A 19,152-nucleotide genomic window follows, 5' to 3' on the forward strand; every position below is an offset into this window, starting at 1 on the left:
TGGTTTACTAGTGATGCATGCCTTTTTCAAGACATGGCTTATCTTAGCGGTGCTTTTCGGCACACAAATTTTGTTTCCTGTGGATGCACGAACATCAACTAATCTCAGCTTCGAACATCTATCCAACGAAGACGGTTTTTCACAAAGTAGCGTTCGCCAGAGCCTTGAAGATAAATACGGTTTTATATGGATTGTATCGAACAACGGGCTAAGCAAATATGATGGCTACCACAACACCAGATATATTTTCGACGCCTCCAAGCCTCGCTCTATTCCAAGCAATAATATAACTAGCATATTAGTTGACGCCCAAGGCAGGCTCTGGGTGGCTTCCGACCGAGGTTTAGCGCTCTACAACTATGCTACGAACAATTTCAAGATCATTGATAGCAATAATAGCAACTTAAAACACAGTAAAATCGATACCCTCTCTAGCGCTTTTGGCGAAGAAATATATGTAACGGCGAAGGATGCACTATATCGAATTAATGCGAAAAGTCAGAAAGTGACTTTAGTTATTACTAATACTCCTCTTCCGACAAATATTGACTACATAAAAGATGAGAAGTCTCGCGTTTGGATAAGCTCTCGCTATGATGGTAGCTTCATGTTCGACAAAGAAACTGGCCAATTGCATGACCTTTCAAAGCCAAACCCTTGGCATTTTACGCTTCCCAAAATCGCAATAAACAAAATTGAAGTTATTGGCGAAAAGTATTGGATCGCTACCGCGAATGGGCTGATAACACTAGATGAAAGCACTGAGCAACAGCAGACAATAACAAAGTCAAACACGCCTTACCTGCCCTCCAATACGATAAACGATATTCGTTTTGACGGTGAAAACTTGTGGGTTGCAACCAATCGAGGCTTGGTAATTACTCGAGATGATCTGAGCATCCACACACTTGTCAATCAAGACAATGCCTTGTCCAATGGTTTGCAAGATAGCAATGTCACCAGTATATTTTTATCAGAAAATTCTACAGCTTGGATTGGAACGGCTACCGCTGGTTTGCATAAATTTCATCCAGCACTACACCCAGTGAAATTATTCCAAGCCACAGCTGACAACAACAACAGCTTGTCGGGACGTGAGGTTGTCGCTTTTGCCAGCTCTGCTAATGGCGATATTTGGGCAGCGACAAAACTAAATGGTCTTAACCGATTTAATCAAGAGTTTAATTATTTTACCCAACATGCGGTAAATACCGACGCCTTCATTAACGATATTGAAATTGACTCGTTCGACAAAATCTGGATGGCGACGAGCGAGGGCTTACAGATCTATCAAATTAGCGACTCAACACTTGTTTTTGATAATCAAATTCACGCAAACGATATCTTTAATAAGACCAGTATTTTTAAGGGTAAAGTATGGGCGTGGCATAGCGGAAAAGGCCTATTGCATATCGACCCTGAAAGCTATGAGGAAACACTGTTAGCTTTACCAAGTGAGGTAACTAAAGCAACAGCGATATTTTCTGATGAACGCGATAGATTATGGCTGCAAACTAACCTAGGTATACTCATTAGCGATTTAACAAGCAATCAGTATTTTCGTCCTTCAGGCTTGACTGACTATGGGCGAGTCGATGTTGTGACGGTATATGAGCATCAAGATGCATACTGGCTTGTGAGTCGTAACCAAGGAATATTCGCACTCAACAAAGCCACTCTTGGTCTACAGGCTAAGATCGAAAGTTTAGATGATAACGCAACGAAGGGCATAAGAGCTGCCGTTGGTATCGAGAACAAAATCTGGTACGGGAGCCGAAAAGGCGTATTCAGTATCGACCTTGCCACAGCGAGTGTTGTAAAACAGCGTTCGAAAGCCGCAATAAATTTTAGTGAACTACATCGAAGCGCGATGATAGCCACCAGTGAGCAAAACCTACTTGTTGGTGGGTCAGTTGGTGTGCACTATATTGAAACCAACAAACAATTTGAAGTATTTGATAGCCCCAAAGTACCACAGCTTCTTAGCGTTTCAGTACCTGAGCTCGGCTCACAAAATGACTCAACAAGGTCAGCCTTCATGCTCGATAGATTTGAAATGCCACATTCTCAGAGTAGGATCAATATCGAGTTCGGCGTCGTAAACAGCATAAATTCGAGTGCTACAGAGTATCGCTATATCCTTGACGGACTTGACGATGACTGGACATATAACGCTCACGCACGACTCGCTTCCTATAGCTATTTGACCTTCGGTAACTACAACTTCAAAGTACAGGCGCGCACCAATGGTGGTGAATGGTCGCAATCAAGAGAACTGGCAATAACAGTAGAGAAGCCTTTCTGGTTACATAACCGAGCACTGATATTTTATATGCTCTTAATTGTGTGTTTAGCTACTTATCAAATTTATAAGAGGGTGCATCGCAATAAACGTCACCAAACGCTCAGTGATGACGTAGAAAGGCTCACACTGAGCCTTTCATCAAGCGGCGACGAACTGTGGGATTGGGATATTGCGAGTGGCAAAATCTACCGCCAAAACATCTGGAAAACCATCGACTTCCCAAAAGATAGCTTGCGCGGTCAAACCGATAATCAAAACAACATACACGAAAACGATGCAGAGCGCGTCACCATTGAACTGCAAAAGCATATTGAAGGAAAGACCGAATTCTTTGAACTTGCCTATCGAGTCAAAACCTTTAATGGCGACTGGGTATGGGTGTTAGATCGTGGCAAAGTGGTAGAGCACGACGCACAACAAAACGCAATTCGTATGATGGGTACGCTGCAAAACATTAGTCATTTAAAGCGAGCCGAAGAACAACTGCTAAAATTAGCTAACTCCGACCAACTTACAAACTTACCTAATCGCTCATTTTTCCAAGCAAATCATGAAAATTTAGTGCGTAAGGAAGTGTCGCATGCTTTGATTTGTCTCGATATGGACAATTTTAAGCGCATCAACGATTCATTAGGACATCAAACTGGTGACCTCTTGATTAAGCAGATTGCGAGGCGGCTTGAGAAAATCACTACCTCAAGCTCAACCACCTATCGCTTAGGTGGAGACGCATTTAGTATGTTGTTGGAAGAAACAACAAGTGTGCATCGTATCTCGCACATTGCACAAGATATACTAACTATTCTCTCGTGCCCCTTCTATCTAAATAAACAAGAGTTTGTGCTGGGTGTCAGTATCGGTATTGCGACTTATCCTGAAGACGGGACATCACATCAAGAGTTACTAAAAAACGCCGACACCGCGATGTACTTTGCTAAAAATAGTGGTGGTAGCAACTACCAATTCTTCAGTGGTGAAATGAATCAAAATGCGGTGCGCCAGCTTCAAATAGAAAATCTCATCCGCTTTGGTCTTAAAGAAGATCTTTTCAGCGTTTATTATCAACCCAAAATAGACATTAGTTCTGGTCGTTTAGTAAGCATGGAAGCGCTCGTTCGCTTTGAGCATCCTCAAAAAGGCATCGTAAGCCCTGGTCAGTTCATTCCACTCGCTGAGCAAACCGGGCAAATATTAGAAATCGGTGAGCGGGTACTCAGAAGAGCATGCATTGACACCAAACGCTGGGTAGATGCTGGTTTGTTCACAGGCAGAGTGGCAGTTAATATTTCAGCCAAACAATTTGAGCTACCTGACCTTGACGAGCGCATTCAGCAAATACTCAAGCAAGTAGGTTTGTCGCCACTTCACCTAGAGTGTGAAATCACCGAAGGCACGCTTATGGAAAACCCTGAGCAAGCACTTAACATGATGCAGCGCTTGCGCGAACGTGGAATTCACCTAGCTTTGGATGATTTTGGTACGGGTTACTCCTCTCTTGCCTACTTGAAGAAATTCCCAATTCATACCTTGAAAATAGATAAAGCTTTTATCGACGATATCACTAGCAGCTCGGTAGATAAGCACTTAACCGAATCGATTATTAACATCGCTCATAACCTCGGTTTAAAGGTGGTTGCTGAAGGTGTTGAGCACGAGCAGCAATTGGATATACTCAAGCAATATGAATGCGAAATGCTACAAGGCTATTTGTTTAGTAAACCAATTAATGCGAGCAAGTTCGGCCAAATGTTGAGTGTTGGTAAAGACATGTTTGACATTTTAGGCGTTAAATCAGATGCGAAAGACCCAGTCCTTTAAAGACTGGGTTGATAAGCGAAAATAGCAAAAATGTCTTAGTGCTTTCTGAAGAGGGAAGTGCTTAAGACTGAAGATAACAAGAGTTAAAACCAACTGTCTTGCGATGATGTACTTTCTTCGAAATAGAAAACATCGGAATTAACATTGGCCCCATGAGCATGCCACCCACTAACCACCTTTTTTTGCCCATTGCATTTTTAACCGCTTCAACGTAGAAATAGAGACTACTAACAAGGAAGCTGATCATTACCAAAACTGTGACTAACATGATGTTTGCTCCCCTAATTATTGATTCTTAAAATGCCAAACTCGGCTGATTTTGCCTTCCTAATAGTAGGCACAAATACTTGCAACTAACAGTCGAGAACTCATACCAGAGTATATCAAGCATGAGCATTCATTAGCTGAATGTCGGCTATGTCGGTATATTAAGACCAAAAACTGACGATAAAAAACCGAGCTTTTGCTCGGTTTTTATCTAAGACTAAGGCATGATTGCGAAATTCACCGCTTATGCACTTAGTGCTCAACTAAGAATAAAAGGTTTTTCCCTCATCACGCATGCTAAGCAAAATTTTTGCTGGCGTGTATTTTTCCGAGTACGTGCTAGCGTAATGCTCTAGGCGCGATACCACATGATTGATGCCCAATGTATCCATGTAATTAAATGGACCGCCCAGGAAAGGTGGGAAGCCAATACCGAATATAGCACCTATGTCGCCATCTCTTGCATTCCTGATAACACCCTCTTCCAAACACATTGCGGCTTCGTTTAACATCAACAATAAGCAACGTTCAACCACGATATCATCCGACAACTTCTTCTCTGGCGTAACCCCAAGTAAGTTATAAACGGATTCATCAATATCTTTACCTGGCTTTTTACCCTTATAGTCATAGAAACCGGACTTGTTCTTTTTGCCTTTGCGGTCGTTTTCCAGAAGTTTGTCAAAAGCTTCAGGTGCTGTAAAACGTTCACCAAACTGGCCTTTAAGGATAGGAATAATTTTTGTACCAACGTCAATTCCTACTTCATCCAGCAGTTTAAAGGCACCAACTGGGAAGCCGAACTTGGTAAGAGCCTTATCTATATCAGATAAAGGTTGGCCTTCTAGGGCAACAAAACCAGCTTCGCTCATATATGGCGCGAGAATACGGTTCACATAAAAACCAGCACCATCTTTCACTACAATTGGGGTTTTACCTTGGCGCTTGGCAAATTCAACCGTAGTAGAAATGGTTTGTTCAGACGTAGCTTCGTGCGGAATGACCTCTGCCAAAGGCATTTTGTCCACCGGCGAGAAATAGTGTAAACCGACCACGTTCTCTGGGCGAGTTGCCTTCGCTGCAATATCTGCAATGGGAATTGAAGACGTGTTTGAAGCAAAGATAGTTGCCTCATTACAGTGCTCTTCAATGTCTGCGACCATTTTTTGCTTAAGCCCTAAGTCTTCAAATACGGCCTCTATCACCATATCGTTAGCTTTGTAGCCGCTATAGTCTAAACAACCACTAAGGCGAGACATTTCATTCTGCATTTCGGTTTTGCGAATGAACTTCTTTTTCACTTTCTTGTTTAAGATATCGTAGGTGTAACGCAAGGCGCCTGCAATACCGTCTGGGTTGATATCTTTAATGCGCGCTGGCACCTTAGCTTTTGTGGCAGTCACAAAGGCGATACCGCCCCCCATTAAGCCACCGCCTAACACGCCTACTTTTTTCACTTTAGTCGGCGCTACGCCTTCAACACCTGATTCTTTTTTCATATCAGTGGTTGCAAAGAAAATACCCCGAAGTTGCTTTGATTCAGGAGTCATTACTAGCTGTCCAAACAAACGAGCTTCAGTAGCATAGCCTTTACGAGAATCTTGTAGACCCGTCTCGATACAGTCGATGATATACATCGGTGCGGGATAATTGCCTAAGGTTTTACTAAGGGTTTGTTCACGCGCTTTTTTAAATAAAAAGTTTCTACCGAACGAGGTATCTTCTAATACTTTGTTGCTTAGTGCTTTTTTATTGGTACGCTTTTTAATTTTCTTAGTCGCAAATTCAGCAGCAACATCAAGCAGCACTGATTCAGGTACCATGTCGTCAACTATGCCATATTTCTTAGCTTGTTTAGCTCTCACTGGCGCGCCAGTCAACATCATTTTCATTGCTTGTTGAACGCCAACAAGCGCTGGTAGACGTTGCGTACCGCCACTTCCTGGAAGTAAACCCAGTTGTACTTCAGGTAAACCTACTTGTGTTTTAGGGCTATCGGAACAAACGCGATAATGACAGGCTAATGCTAGCTCAAGGCCGCCACCCAATGCAGGGCCATGAATTGCAGCCACAAAGGTCTTTTTCATGTTTTCGATACGATCAAACAATTTCTGACCAGCTATTGATAGCTCTTCTGCCTCATCGGCTGAGTTACAAGCAGCCAACATACTCACATCGGCTCCGGCAACAAAAGAATCTTTTTTACCACTGGCGACAACAACACCGTTAATATCGCTGTCGCTTTCAATCTGGTCCAGTATGCTTGTTATTTCATCACCAAAATCAGCTTTTAGTGTATTCATGCTATCGCCAGGAACATCCATTGTTAAGATAGCAATGCCGTCGTCACGTTTTGTTAAAGTAAATGCACTCATTATTCTGTCTCCACTATCATCGCAGCGCCTAAACCACCTGCGGCACAAGCAGTTAGCAAGCCTGTACCTCCTCCACGACGATTTAATTCATTCAACATTTGCGTAATCATTCGTGTGCCTGTTGCAGCGAAAGGATGGCCATAAGCCAATGAGCTACCCATCACATTAAACTTATCCATATCAATTTCGCCAATTGCTTTATCTCTACCCAGCTTTTCTTGGGCAAATTTGTCGCTGTTGAACATTTTAACATTCGACAAGGTCTGTGCTGCGAAAGCTTCGTGCATTTCAATCAAGGTTAAGTCATTTAAGGTCATGCCTGCGCGATCAAGGGCTATCGGAGTTGCGTAAGACGGACCCATCAGCATATCTTCCCACACGTCTATTGCCGCAAAAGAATAGCTTTTTAGATAGCCAATAGGTTGATAACCTAATGCTTTGGCCTTGCTTTCGGTCATCATCACCACTGCCGACGCACCGTCGGTGAGAGGCGTTGCATTGGCAGCAGTTACTGAGCCATGCTTTTTATCGAATACCGGGCGAAGTTTTGCATAGCCCTCGAGTGAAGAATTAAATCGCACATTATTGTCTTTCGAAAAAGCAGCTTTAAATGGTTCTGGATATGCCGTCATCACTTCGTCATCAAGATTGCCAGCTTCCCAGTTTTGCGCTGCTAAAGTATGCGAGCGGTGTGCTAATTCGTCTTGAGCGGCACGGCTTATGCTATGAGTCTTGGCCATCTGTTCAGCTGTTTGGCCCATACTTAAGCCTGTGGAGTATTCGGCCACTGCCGGAGGCACTGGCAATAAATCCTTCATGCCAAGCTTTCTTAATACAGATAGTTTTTGTCCAACGGTCTTCGTCTTTTGTAAATCAACCAAGGCGCGTGCGAGCTTCTTTGATACTCCGATGGGTGACACTGAAGTTGAATCCGCTCCGCCTGCAATTCCCACATCGATATTACCAACTAGCATTGATTCGGCAATATTCACTGTAGACTGAAAGCTTGTTGCACAAGCGCGAGATACTGAGTAAGCGTCTGTTTGTACACCCATTCCGGTGCCTAAGACAACTTCACGGGCAATATTTGGCGCTTCTGGCATCTGCACGACTTGCCCGTATACAACCTGATCGATAATTGAAGGGTCAATGTCATTTTTCAACATCAGTTCGTTAACGACCATTTTCGCGAGGTCAACAGCTGGCACGCCGTGAAAGTTTGTTGCCATTTTTGCAAACGGAGTTCTAAGCCCCGCTACTATTGCAATACGATCACCCTTTTGGGTTTTCAAAACTTGTTTGTTTGACATATTTTATCCTGTAGCCACTGATGGAAATACATTTATACAATCGCGATCCTCATCGCACATTTGCTGATGAAGGCGATCTGGTCTGACCTCAAACCAGTAGTTTGCCAAAAAATCACCGAAGTTTCAAACTTTGAAGGTCATTTTTGGGCATACTCTTGATTTTATTGAATATCGAACAGTCAAATAGACAAGTAAGAAGCAGAACCAATTCGCTTTTTTCCTGTCGTAAGTTGAAAATTGAAATACTATCCGCATATAAGACTAGCACAGATTCATAACAACCTATGTTTAAGCAAAATAAATAAGCTTAAATATTTATTAAATACAAGGCTTACTAAAACATGGCAGTAGCAGAGTTTACGCAATTACAAGCGCATTTAAACACCCAAGTTCTTGGCCAGCCCTCGCTCACACTTAGCATTTTAATCGCATTGTTGGCCGACGGCCATTTGCTAGTTGAAGGTCCGCCGGGTCTTGCTAAGACAAGAGCTGTTAACGCTCTTTCTGACGGCATTGACGCCGACTTTCACCGTGTACAATTTACGCCAGATTTATTACCGGCAGATCTGACAGGCACCGACATCTATCGTCCAGAAACCGGCGAGTTTATATTTCAGAAAGGACCTCTGTTTCATAACTTGGTGCTGGCCGACGAAATAAACCGTGCTCCAGCCAAAGTTCAGTCTGCACTTTTAGAGGCAATGGCCGAGCGCCAAATCACAGTAGGAAATACCACCTACCCTCTATCTGAACTCTTTCTTGTGATGGCAACGCAGAACCCGCTGGAACAGGAAGGTACCTACCCTCTGCCAGAAGCACAGCTCGATCGTTTTCTGATGCATGTAGAAATTGATTATCCTGGTGCAGAGACCGAACTTGAGATTCTTCGCTTAACACGAGGAGAAGCGATCAAGGCGGCGCCAGCCATAGTCAACAAACTCAGTCAGCAGGATATCGCAAGTGCTCGTGCAGACATTATGAATATGCACGTGGCCGAAGCACTTGAGCACTACATAGTGCAACTCATTATGGCAACACGACAGCCGGCAAATTACAGCGCAGAGCTTGCTAAATGGATTGATATCGGAGCGAGCCCAAGAGCCACTATCGCCTTGGAGCGCTGCGCCCGAGCACACGCATGGCTAAACGGTCGAAATTTTGTTGGCCCTGATGACGTTCAAGCAGTTGCACACAATGTACTTCGGCACCGCATCATTTTGAGTTACCAAGCTCAAGCAGAGGGCATTAACGCCAATACCGTTCTGGACGACATATTGAAGCTTGTTCCCGTTGGATAATTATAAGCTAAGCAGCCTATGAACACGAACATCCCAACTTGGCTTACAAAGTATCAAACTAATGGTGTCGATTTATCACTGCATGAACTCATGTTTTACCGAGGTCTATCGAGCCTGTTAAACCTGAGCCCAAGCAGAGACATTGCTGGCGCGTTGTCTGGTGGCGAACGTCCTAAAATCAAAGGCCGAGGCATGGAATTTGACGAGGCCCGCCATTATCAACCTGGCGATGATATACGAAGCATAGACTGGCGCGTGACAGCGCGCACGGGTAAAACTCATACCAAGGTATTTCGAGAAGAACGCGAGCGCCCAGTATTCGTGTTCACTGACTTTAGTCAATCCATGTACTTTGGAACGACATTTTTGTGTAAATCCGTTCAAGCGGCACACTTGAGTTCGCTAATCACATGGAATGCAATTCAACGTGGCGACAAAGTTGGCGGTCTCATTTTCAATAATGACAGTGATATGGAGCTTAAACCTAAAGCCCAAATGAAAAGCGCATTGAAGTTTATGCAAGCCTTAGTCGATACGCACTCACCAACTTTTAAAGTCACCCAGGTTGATTCGGAGCGTATTTTCGATAGCGCTATCGCTCGACTCAGACATATCGCCAAACCCGGAGCTTTGGTATATTTGATTAGCGACTTCAATGCCTTGTCACCCAGTGCAATGGCTACTATCGGCCAAATAAATAGGTACTGTGAGGTCAAAGCTATGTTGGTTAATGACCCCATGGAAACGACTTTGCCAGAATCGAATAGCAAACAGAAGCTTAGCATCACCAACGGCATCAAAAGACAGTTGGTAAACTTAGGTGAAACTAAAACGAATATAGATTATGCGAGCAAACAGGCAAAACATTTAGGCGCAATAAAAGATGCCTTTGACAAATACGCTATACCACTTAGAGTCGTGAGCGCAGGAATGCCGCTCGAATTACAATTAACAAACCGTGATATGGGGGAAGCTTTGTAATGCAAGCCGCTCAGAACCCGTTGTCTCAACTTGCAGATATTTCAACTGGTCAAAGCGTATCGTTGTGGCCTCTCGCCTGGGGGTGGTGGTTGCTTATTGCTATTGCCGTTAGTGTTTTCATTATTTCAGCCTGGCAGCTACAACGCTATGTTGCACGTCGACGAGTAAAACGCCTTGCGCTAAAAGCAATTAGCAAATTGGTTCCGGAGATACAGAGCACGGCAAAAGAGTTGCATGGAATATTGCGTTGGGCATGCATTCAGTATTTTCCTGAGCATAATGTTGCTAGCCTGTATGGTGAAAAATGGGCACAATTTTTATCCAGCCAAGTGGCAACTCAAGCTGTGGTATCGGATATTGTCACTTTGGAAAAAGACTTATATCGCACTAGCGGTGATGCCGCTAGTAGGAAAAACATCAAGGCGGTTGAAGCCTGGATAAAAGCAGCCTTACCTCCGAAGGGAGAAAGACATGTTTGAATTTGCTTGGCCTTACTTATTTCTTATTTTGCCACTACCCTTGTTATTTTATTTTTTGCTACCGAGCAAACAGCAAGGTGAATCTGCGGCCTTGCTAGTGCCAAGCTACCTCGACATTGGTGATGCTAGCAGTCAATCGCAGTCCAACGGAAAAACAAAACTATTGGTGGCTAGCTTGATTTGGGCTCTTTTAGTGAGCGCTGCCGCTCGACCGCAATGGCTTGGCGAGCCAGTTTCTATTCCCAGCGAAGGAAGAGACCTTATGATTGCCGTCGACCTATCCGGTTCAATGAAGCTTGACGACATGCAAATAAATGGCAGAGCTGTCGATAGGCTCAGCATGACCAAATATGTGCTGGCAGATTTCATCGAGCGTCGCGTGGGCGACCGCCTAGGTTTAATATTGTTTGCTGACACTGCTTATTTGCAGGCTCCGCTAACGTTCGACCGTGACACCGTGGGGACTTTGCTAAATGAGGCAGTTATCGGCCTAGTCGGCGAAAAAACAGCCATTGGAGATGCTATAGGGTTAGCAGTAAAACGCTTTGACGATAAAGAAACGTCGAATCGGGTACTTATCTTGCTCACCGATGGTCAAAATACCGCGGGCAATCTGCGTCCAGAATTGGCAAAAGAGTTAGCAGTTGATAAAAACGTAACTATTTATACGATTGGTGTGGGCGCCGAAGAGATCGTAATGAACAGCTTATTTGGAAGGCGTACTTACAATCCCTCTCAAGACCTCGACGAAAAGTTGTTAACTGATCTAGCAAAGAGTACCGGAGGCCAGTACTTTCGGGCTCGCGATGCTCAAGAAATGCAAACCATTTATGAAATGCTTGATCAGCTCGAACCGATTCAAGGCGAGGGGCAAACTCTTCGACCTCTCACAGCCTTATTCTATTTACCTTTGATGCTAGCGGTCGCTTTGGTGTTTCTGCACATAGTGATTTATCTATTCAAACAATCACTTGGCTCTTACAGCAGGTCCAAAGCAGCTCAAGAGGAAACACTATCGTGATTGATTGGCAAGCTTTTCACTTCATACGACCCGAGTGGCTATGGTTAATCCCATTTGCCCTGCTTTGCGTGTTAGTGTTGTTAAAAGTAAACGCTAGGCGAAGTGGCTGGCAAAACATTGTATCTAGCCACTTGTATCAACGTTTAGTTATTTCAAACGACAAAAAAGCGAGTACTGCGCCCTTCTACATATTGGCATTCTCTCTCACTGTTGCTGCCCTCGCGTTGGCCGGGCCTACTTGGCAAAAGCTTCCGCAACCTGTCTATCAGGTCGACACGGGGAAAGTCATTGTCTTAGACATGTCCATGTCGATGCGGGCAACTGATTTACAACCCAACCGACTCAGTAGAGCCAAGTTTAAGACTATCGATTTACTGAACAGTATTGAAGATGGAGAGGTAGGACTCGTTGTTTATGCTGGCGACGCGTTTACGGTTAGTCCATTAACCTCTGATGCTAATAATATTACGACCTTGGTTCCTTCATTGAGGCCAGAAATTATGCCACTTCCGGGAAGTGACCCGTATTTTGCTTTCGAAGAAGCAGAGCGTTTGTTGACTGCTGCAGGCTACGCTAAAGGCGAAATTTATTGGATAACAGATGGTATAGAGCCAGAAGATGTAGAAGAATTACGAGATTTTGTAAGTAAATCATCATACCGTTATTCGGTGCTAGGTGTCGGCTCCAAAACAGGCGCACCTATAAAGTTAGAAGACGGTAGTTTTTTAAAGGACACGCAAGGAAACATCGTGTTGCCCTCATTGCGAAGCGACCTTATCGAACAGGTACTGGGCACAACAGTGGGACGCTATACACCGATTCAAAGTGACGATAGTGATATCAAAAACATGATATTCGACCCCTTGTTACTCGACCAGAATCAAGTTAATGACGAAGTATTAGGTCAAGGCGATCAGTGGCAAGATATGGGCATCTATTTGGTGCTATTGCTACTTCCATTTGCAGCCTATGCTTTCCGCCGCGGCGTACTCGTGGTGTTAGTTGCGGCCATATTCATCGTTCCACAAGAACCCGCATACGCAAATAGCGAGCAAACTAGCGAAACAGAAGTGGTGGCGAACGAGAGCGAGAGCGCTTCTTGGTATTCACGTATATTTAAAAATGCCAACCAAAAAGGTTTACAATTTTTTGAGGAGAAAAACTACCGTAAAGCCGCTACTGAGTTTGAAGACCCAATGTGGAAAGGCTCTGCACTTTATAAAAACCAAGACTATGAGGCTGCATTGCAAGAATTTGAAAAGGTGCCTGGCGCAGAGTCTCTTTATAACCAAGGCAATACGCTTGCGCAACTAGGTAAGTTGCAAGAAGCAATCGACAAGTATGATGCCGCGTTAACACTTCATGCCGGACATGCGAACGCAATAAAAAATAAGAAAATAATAGAAGATTTGCTGAAACAACAGCAAGAGCAGGAGAATCAGTCTGATAGTCAAGAACAAGATCAGGGCGATTCAGGTGAGTCTCAAGACTCACAAGACAGCCAGAGCCAAAACGGAGAAAATGGCGAAAAGAGCGAGAACAGCGAGAACAGCGAGAACAGCGAATCATCTGAACAATCTGGAAACAATAATGCCAGCGCTAACGAGCAACAGCCAGAGTCTGAGGGCAGCGAACAAAGCGATAGTCAAAACGCTGAAAACAGCGGGCAACGGGAAGAAGCTGAATCGCAGCAGCAAGAAGTAAGCAAAAACACTGAGGCGGACGAGCAGGATGCGCCGAATCGCAATGACGAACAACAGTCATCGGCTCAAGATCCTCAACAAAGTCCAGATAAGGAGCAAACCGACGAAACTAAGGAGCAATTGTCTGCGGTTCAGAAACTGGCTGAAGAAGACATGACACCAGAACAACGAGAACAAGCTCAACGCATGCAAATGCTGATGAATAAAGTACCAGATGACCCCGCTTTTTTATTAAAACAAAAAATGCTTCTGGAATCACAAAAGCGCCGTCGCGAAAGAATTAGTCGCCCCAACAAGAAGGATTGGTAAAAATGAAATACAACATAAGACTGCTTGGCAGCTTAGTTGCTTTTTTTACGCTTGTTATGTCGCCAAGCATACACGCTCAAGTTACCGACTTACGTGTTTCTGTCGATAAAAACCCCATGCTAATTGATGAAGCAGTGCAATTAATAGTCACTGCTCAAGGTTCGCCATCATCCAATCAGCTTGATTTAAGTATGCTTGAAAAAGACTTTAGATTATCAAGTACCTCGGTGAGTCAGGCTAGTCGCTCAATTAATTTTCAAACCACAAAAACAACAACGTGGGTAACGCAATTATTTCCGAAAACAACAGGCACTTTCACCATACCGTCACTGACCGTAGATGGTAAAACAAGCGATCCTATCAGACTACGTGTGCTACCTGTGAGTGCCGCTCAAGGTGCTGCGCCGCGGGATTTTTTCATTACCGCCGAAGTTGACATGGACGAGGTATATCTACAACAACAAATAAAATATACAGCCAAGCTTTTTATGCGCCAGAACATTCAAAGAGGCAGTATACAGGCACCAGAGTTAGCCGATGCGATCATAAAACAGGTTGGCGAAGACAAAGAGTATGAAGACCTTAAAGATGGCGTAAGATACAGAGTTATTGAGCGCACTTTTGCAATCATCCCACAACAAAGCGGCGCATTTACTATTGATGGCGTTGTTTTCCAAGGCGAAGTAGTAACCGACTCAAGACAGTCCTTTGGTTTTATCAGCAGAACTAAGCCAATAAATCGTATTTCACCTAACATAGCGCTAACGGTGCTGCCTATACCTGAAGATTACCAAGCTCATTGGCTTCCGAGTGAGTTTGTAGAGTTGAGTGAAGAATGGCAAAAACAACCTAGCGAATTTATCGTCGGTCAGCCTATCACCCGCACCATTACCCTCACGGCAGCGGGCTTAGTAGAAGAGCAGCTCCCTGAATTGCAAAGTGTCTATCCGCCCGACTTTAAAACTTACCCAGATCAAGCCAAGACTGTAACAGTAGACAGAAATGGCATGTTATTCGCTCAAAAAGTGCAAAGTGAAGCAATCATCCCAAATAGGCCAGGCACCTTTGTTATTGGCGAAACGAAAGTAGCTTGGTTTAATGTCGTCACCAAACAAACAGAATATGCCGTATTACCTGCTAGAAGTGTTACCGTCAAAGCAGCAGACGGCAACAGCCAAGATAGTACAACAGCCATTTCCGATAGCAATATTAAACCCAGCAGCGTCGACACCATACCCATCAAAAATACAACTTCGCCGACGCAAGTAAAGGGTTTAGACTGGCTACACATCACACTCGCCTTACTTTGGTTAGCGACTGTAGTGGTATTTGCGCTCGTTCTATTTAAGGACAAGTCTGCTAGACCTCAAAAACAAATAAACCCTACCCCTGAAACCAACGAACAGAAACTCTGGTTACAAGTCAGAAAATCCATTTCCTTAGGTAATCATCAGCATACAAACCAACTATTAAAAGAATGGCTAGGCATATTAGGTGGGCACAAAGTTCAATCAATTAATCAAGCCTTGTCTGCAATGAAAGCAGACAAGGCGGCTGCAGCCTTTAATCAATGGGTTAATAGTTTTTATGGTGAAAATGGCCTTGCACATAAAGGTAGTGTGCAACAAGGCGGCGGGCAACAAGACAGTGCACAACAAGTATTGATTAGTGCGCTAGAAGACTATCGCAATCAGGCTCTAGCTTCGCTGCGAGAGAAACAAACTAATATACAGCTTTACCCGAGCAGCTAGTTCGTGCAAAACAATGCAAGGAGCCATACGAACTCAAAAAGTCGGCATGGTAACAAAAAGTATACAAAGTAATTTTATCACTAGTGGACGGGGCGAATAGAATGCTCCTATACTAATGGTCATCAGTAATGGAATAGACGGTGAGTTCACAAAGATGAAACAAAAATCAATAATAACGACAACAGCAAAAGTATTCGCAATTTCTAGCCTTGCGTTCGCGCTAGGTGCTTGTAGCCCTTCAGATGAAGAAAAAGTGACACAGGAAGGTCAATCGCTACAAACCGAGGCAGAACAAAAAGTAGTAGCACCTGCAAACGAGTCAGAGCGCTTAGCGCTGTTTTTTAAACAGAGTTACGAAACAGATCTTGCTCGCTCTCCAATGGCACAAAGCTATCAAGGCATCAAAACCGACTACGACAAATGGGGCGATTTTTCCGAAGCCGCAGCTGATGAAACTCGAGCGTTGATGGAAAAACGTTTAACGGATGCAAACAAGTTTAACACTTCCGAGCTTTCAGAATCTGAAAAATTAAGCCTAGAAATTTATAAGATCGATCTTGAGCGTAAACTCGCGAATGACGAGTTTCGCCACCACACCTACATCATGCATCAATTCAGAGCATGGCACACTACGGTGCCAAGTTTCCTGATAAATATTCACCGCATTTCTGATGTATCTGATGCTGAAGCTTACATCGCTAGGCTTCAAAAAGTGGACGCCCTCTTCGACCAAGTGATTGAACAATTAAAAATCAGACAAGACCTTGGCGTATATCCACCTAAGTGGGCTTATGACCAAATGATACAAGCATCGGCCAACGTCATTAAAGGAAATCCCTTTAATGAGAGCCCTGCTGATTCAACAATACTCAAAGACTTCAAAGAAAAACTCAAAGCAATCGGTTTATCAAATGCAGAACAAGCAGGTTTACTTGCCGAAGCAAATGAAGCATTGCTTACCTCAGTTAAACCAGCTTACGAAAAATTGATGCAAGCACTTAGCACTCAACGTTTACTTACACCTGAAGGCGATGGCGTATGGCGACTACCAAATGGCAGTGAGTGGTATCAAAATCGTTTAAATTGGTTCACCACTACCGAACTCAATGCCGAGGAAGTCCACAAGATTGGCTTAGAAAATGTGGAACGCATACATAATCAAATGCGCGACATTATGAAACAAGTAAATTTCGACGGCACAATGCAAGAGTTTTTCTTATTCATGCGCAACGATGACCGCTTTTATTATGAGAACACCGACGAAGGTCGACAACGTTACATGACCGAGGCAAAAGATTACATTGATGCCATGGAAGCAAAACTCGATGATTATTTTGGTCTCAAACCACAAGCTAGAATGGTTGTGAAACGTGTTGAAGCGTTCAGAGAACAGTCTGCTGGTAAAGCATTCTACCAAAGCCCATCGAAAGATGGTTCTCGCCCTGGCACTTATTATGCGAACTTGTTTGATATGCGTAGCATGCCAACTTATCAGATGGAAGCTCTTGCTTACCATGAAGGTATTCCTGGACACCACATGCAACGTGCGATTGCGCAAGAGCTTGATGGTATTCCAGAATTTCAGAAGTATGTGTCATTCACAGCCTACACTGAAGGTTGGGGGCTTTATACAGAAGAACTAGGTAAAGACATGGGCTTTTACACCGACCCGTACTCTGACTTTGGTCGTCTTGCTATGGAGTTATGGCGCGCATGTCGTTTAGTTGTCGACACTGGCATTCATGAAATGAAATGGAGTCGCGACAAAGCCATTAATTACTTAATTGACAATACACCAAACCCAGAAGCCGATTCGATCAAGGCGATAGAGCGCTATATTGCTATGCCGGGTCAAGCGACTGCCTACATGATTGGTAAATTAAAGATTATGGAGCTACGCGACCTAGCAAAATCAGAAATGGGCGATAAGTTCGATTACCGAGGTTTCCACGACACAATCTTAAAAGATGGGCCCGTGCCACTGACGCTTCTTGAAAAAAATGTGAAAAGCTGGATAGCAGCCAACAAATAAATGCCGCTTACATGCAAGGTCGTGAAATGCTCGCAATTCACGACCTTTTTTTGTGCTTGTTAACCCATCTCAAATGCAATCAACAAATGATATTCGAAGATCACCTGTAAATGTTCTATTCTGTGCCTAAGAAACAAAAAAGAAGAAATTTCATGTTTTCGCGAAATAAAAAAGCAAGCTCATCGGTCTCTACTGACATGATGAAAAAACAAAAACGATATGAAGCTCTTGTGAAGGCACTCCATGCGGATATTTTTCGCTATGCGATGTGGTTGATCAAAGACAAAGCAATTGCCGAAGACGTAGTGCAGGAAACATTTTTGCGCGCTTGGAAATCACTTGATTCACTGAAGGATGAGGCTGCCGCTAAGTCTTGGTTAATCACGATTTTGCGCAGAGAAAATGCGCGGCGCTTCGAACGTAAGCAGTTTGATTTAGTTGACATTGATGATGTTGCCGTACCTGATCCTAAGGATTTTGGTGATGTAACACTGGAGCACCGAGAACTTAGACGAATTATGTCAGGTTTAAGTGAAGAGTACCGAGAACCCCTAATGATGCAGATACTGATGGGCTTTAGCGGCGACGAAATTGCTGAACAACTCAATTTAAACAAAAATACCGTTATGACTCGCCTTTTTAGAGCGCGTAACCAAATTAGAGAAGCCTTAACTGGCGAGCAAACTACAGGAGCACAGGTAAATGGATGAATTAACTTTCCGTCGCACCATTTATGCTGACCCAAACACAACAGATCCTGATGTGGTAAAAGCAGCAAAAGATGATCCTTCGAAACAAGCGTTTTGGGATGATATAAAGGCATTGGATGCTCAAATGATCGCAGCAGCAAGCATACCCGTTCCCGACAACTTCGCTGAGAAGCTGATTTTACGCCAAGGCATGGATGAATTCAGTCAACATCGTAAAAAGCGTCCATGGTATGTCGCCATGGCCGCATCGGTAGCCATGGTAGTAAGCATCGGTTACATGACCTTACTTGCTGGCGATAACGGCTTGGCTAATGATGTGTTTGCGCACGTTAGTCATGAATATGTGAACAAAGAAATAATGATGTCTTCTGGTAATGTGAGCACAGAGAGCATCAACAAGAAGATGGCCACTTTTAATGGTCAACTTAGCGATGAAATAGGCAACATCGTATCGGCAAATTATTGTTACTTGGATAAAATCAAAAGCTTACACATGATCATCAAAGGCGAGAAAGGCTTAATCTCCTTGTTCGTAGTGCCAGATAGTGAAAGCAAAGACTTAAAAGAAGATTTTAGTAATGACGAACTTACTGGTAATTCCTTCCTACTTGAGTCTGCGAAAATCATTGTTGTTGGTGAAAACGCTGCAGAAGTCTCGCAGTTAAGCAAAACCGCGAAAGTAGCTTTTACTTTCTAAGCAATGAAACACCCTTTCCGAACCGCAGCCTCAATGCTGCGGTTTTTTTATGCCTCACTTTGCAAAACTGCCACAAAGTTTAGAATCATCAGTAAA

Annotated in this window: 13 protein-coding genes; 10 read left to right on the plus strand and 3 right to left on the minus strand. The window is 43.7% G+C overall.

All coding sequences use genetic code 11. The features are described 5' to 3' along the window. Nucleotides 1–13: 13 nt before the first annotated feature. Nucleotides 14–4,123, plus strand: coding sequence for an EAL domain-containing protein (locus ISG33_RS07625; protein WP_195733086.1), 4,110 nt, complete (start codon nucleotides 14–16; stop codon nucleotides 4,121–4,123). 61 nt (nucleotides 4,124–4,184) lie between these two features. Here ISG33_RS07625 and ISG33_RS07630 read toward each other — a convergent pair whose 3' ends face one another. The 3 genes from ISG33_RS07630 to fadI all read right to left on the minus strand — a co-directional run bounded on the left by ISG33_RS07630 (nucleotide 4,185) and on the right by fadI (nucleotide 8,075). After that, nucleotides 4,185–4,391 (minus strand): hypothetical protein, encoded by a 207-nt coding sequence (locus ISG33_RS07630; RefSeq protein WP_195732875.1) that lies wholly within the window; start codon nucleotides 4,389–4,391, stop codon nucleotides 4,185–4,187. 262 nt (nucleotides 4,392–4,653) lie between these two features. Beyond that, entirely contained in the window at nucleotides 4,654–6,765 is a 2,112-nt protein-coding gene (fadJ, locus tag ISG33_RS07635) for a fatty acid oxidation complex subunit alpha FadJ (RefSeq protein WP_195732876.1), read from the minus strand. Then, the gene (gene fadI, locus ISG33_RS07640; protein WP_195732877.1) at nucleotides 6,765–8,075 is read right to left on the minus strand and encodes an acetyl-CoA C-acyltransferase FadI; all 1,311 of its coding nucleotides are present in this window, start codon (nucleotides 8,073–8,075) and stop codon (nucleotides 6,765–6,767) included. The genes fadJ and fadI overlap by 1 nt, the downstream gene beginning before the upstream one ends. A 341-nt stretch (nucleotides 8,076–8,416) precedes the next feature. On the opposite strand from fadI, the gene ISG33_RS07645 reads away from it, so the two are divergent. The 9 genes from ISG33_RS07645 to ISG33_RS07685 all read left to right on the plus strand — a co-directional run bounded on the left by ISG33_RS07645 (nucleotide 8,417) and on the right by ISG33_RS07685 (nucleotide 19,056). Then, on the plus strand, nucleotides 8,417–9,373 hold the full coding sequence (locus ISG33_RS07645) for an AAA family ATPase (RefSeq protein WP_195732878.1): 957 nt from the start codon (nucleotides 8,417–8,419) through the stop codon (nucleotides 9,371–9,373). An 18-nt stretch (nucleotides 9,374–9,391) separates the two neighbouring features. Beyond that, a complete protein-coding gene (locus tag ISG33_RS07650; RefSeq protein WP_195732879.1) occupies nucleotides 9,392–10,354 on the plus strand; it encodes a DUF58 domain-containing protein in 963 nt (320 codons plus the stop codon). Further along, nucleotides 10,354–10,833 (plus strand): DUF4381 domain-containing protein, encoded by a 480-nt coding sequence (locus ISG33_RS07655; protein WP_195732880.1) that lies wholly within the window; start codon nucleotides 10,354–10,356, stop codon nucleotides 10,831–10,833. The genes ISG33_RS07650 and ISG33_RS07655 overlap by 1 nt, the downstream gene beginning before the upstream one ends. Then, a complete protein-coding gene (locus tag ISG33_RS07660) occupies nucleotides 10,826–11,854 on the plus strand; it encodes a vWA domain-containing protein (RefSeq protein WP_195732881.1) in 1,029 nt (342 codons plus the stop codon). The genes ISG33_RS07655 and ISG33_RS07660 overlap by 8 nt, the downstream gene beginning before the upstream one ends. After that, entirely contained in the window at nucleotides 11,851–13,866 is a 2,016-nt protein-coding gene (locus ISG33_RS07665; RefSeq protein WP_195732882.1) for a vWA domain-containing protein, read from the plus strand. The genes ISG33_RS07660 and ISG33_RS07665 overlap by 4 nt, the downstream gene beginning before the upstream one ends. A 2-nt stretch (nucleotides 13,867–13,868) precedes the next feature. Next, a complete protein-coding gene (locus tag ISG33_RS07670) occupies nucleotides 13,869–15,617 on the plus strand; it encodes a BatD family protein (RefSeq protein ID WP_195732883.1) in 1,749 nt (582 codons plus the stop codon). 154 nt (nucleotides 15,618–15,771) lie between these two features. Beyond that, nucleotides 15,772–17,649, plus strand: a complete 1,878-nt coding sequence (locus ISG33_RS07675) for a DUF885 domain-containing protein (RefSeq protein ID WP_195732884.1) — start codon at nucleotides 15,772–15,774, stop codon at nucleotides 17,647–17,649. Nucleotides 17,650–17,801: 152 nt separating this feature from the next. Next, nucleotides 17,802–18,359, plus strand: a complete 558-nt coding sequence (locus ISG33_RS07680) for a sigma-70 family RNA polymerase sigma factor (protein ID WP_195732885.1) — start codon at nucleotides 17,802–17,804, stop codon at nucleotides 18,357–18,359. Continuing rightward, nucleotides 18,352–19,056 (plus strand): DUF3379 family protein, encoded by a 705-nt coding sequence (locus ISG33_RS07685; protein ID WP_195732886.1) that lies wholly within the window; start codon nucleotides 18,352–18,354, stop codon nucleotides 19,054–19,056. Before ISG33_RS07680 ends, ISG33_RS07685 begins: the two co-directional genes overlap by 8 nt. The last annotated feature ends 96 nt before the right edge of the window (nucleotides 19,057–19,152 follow it).

This window comes from Marinibium conchae (assembly GCF_015595035.1).
Taxonomy (GTDB): domain Bacteria; phylum Pseudomonadota; class Gammaproteobacteria; order Enterobacterales; family Alteromonadaceae; genus Glaciecola.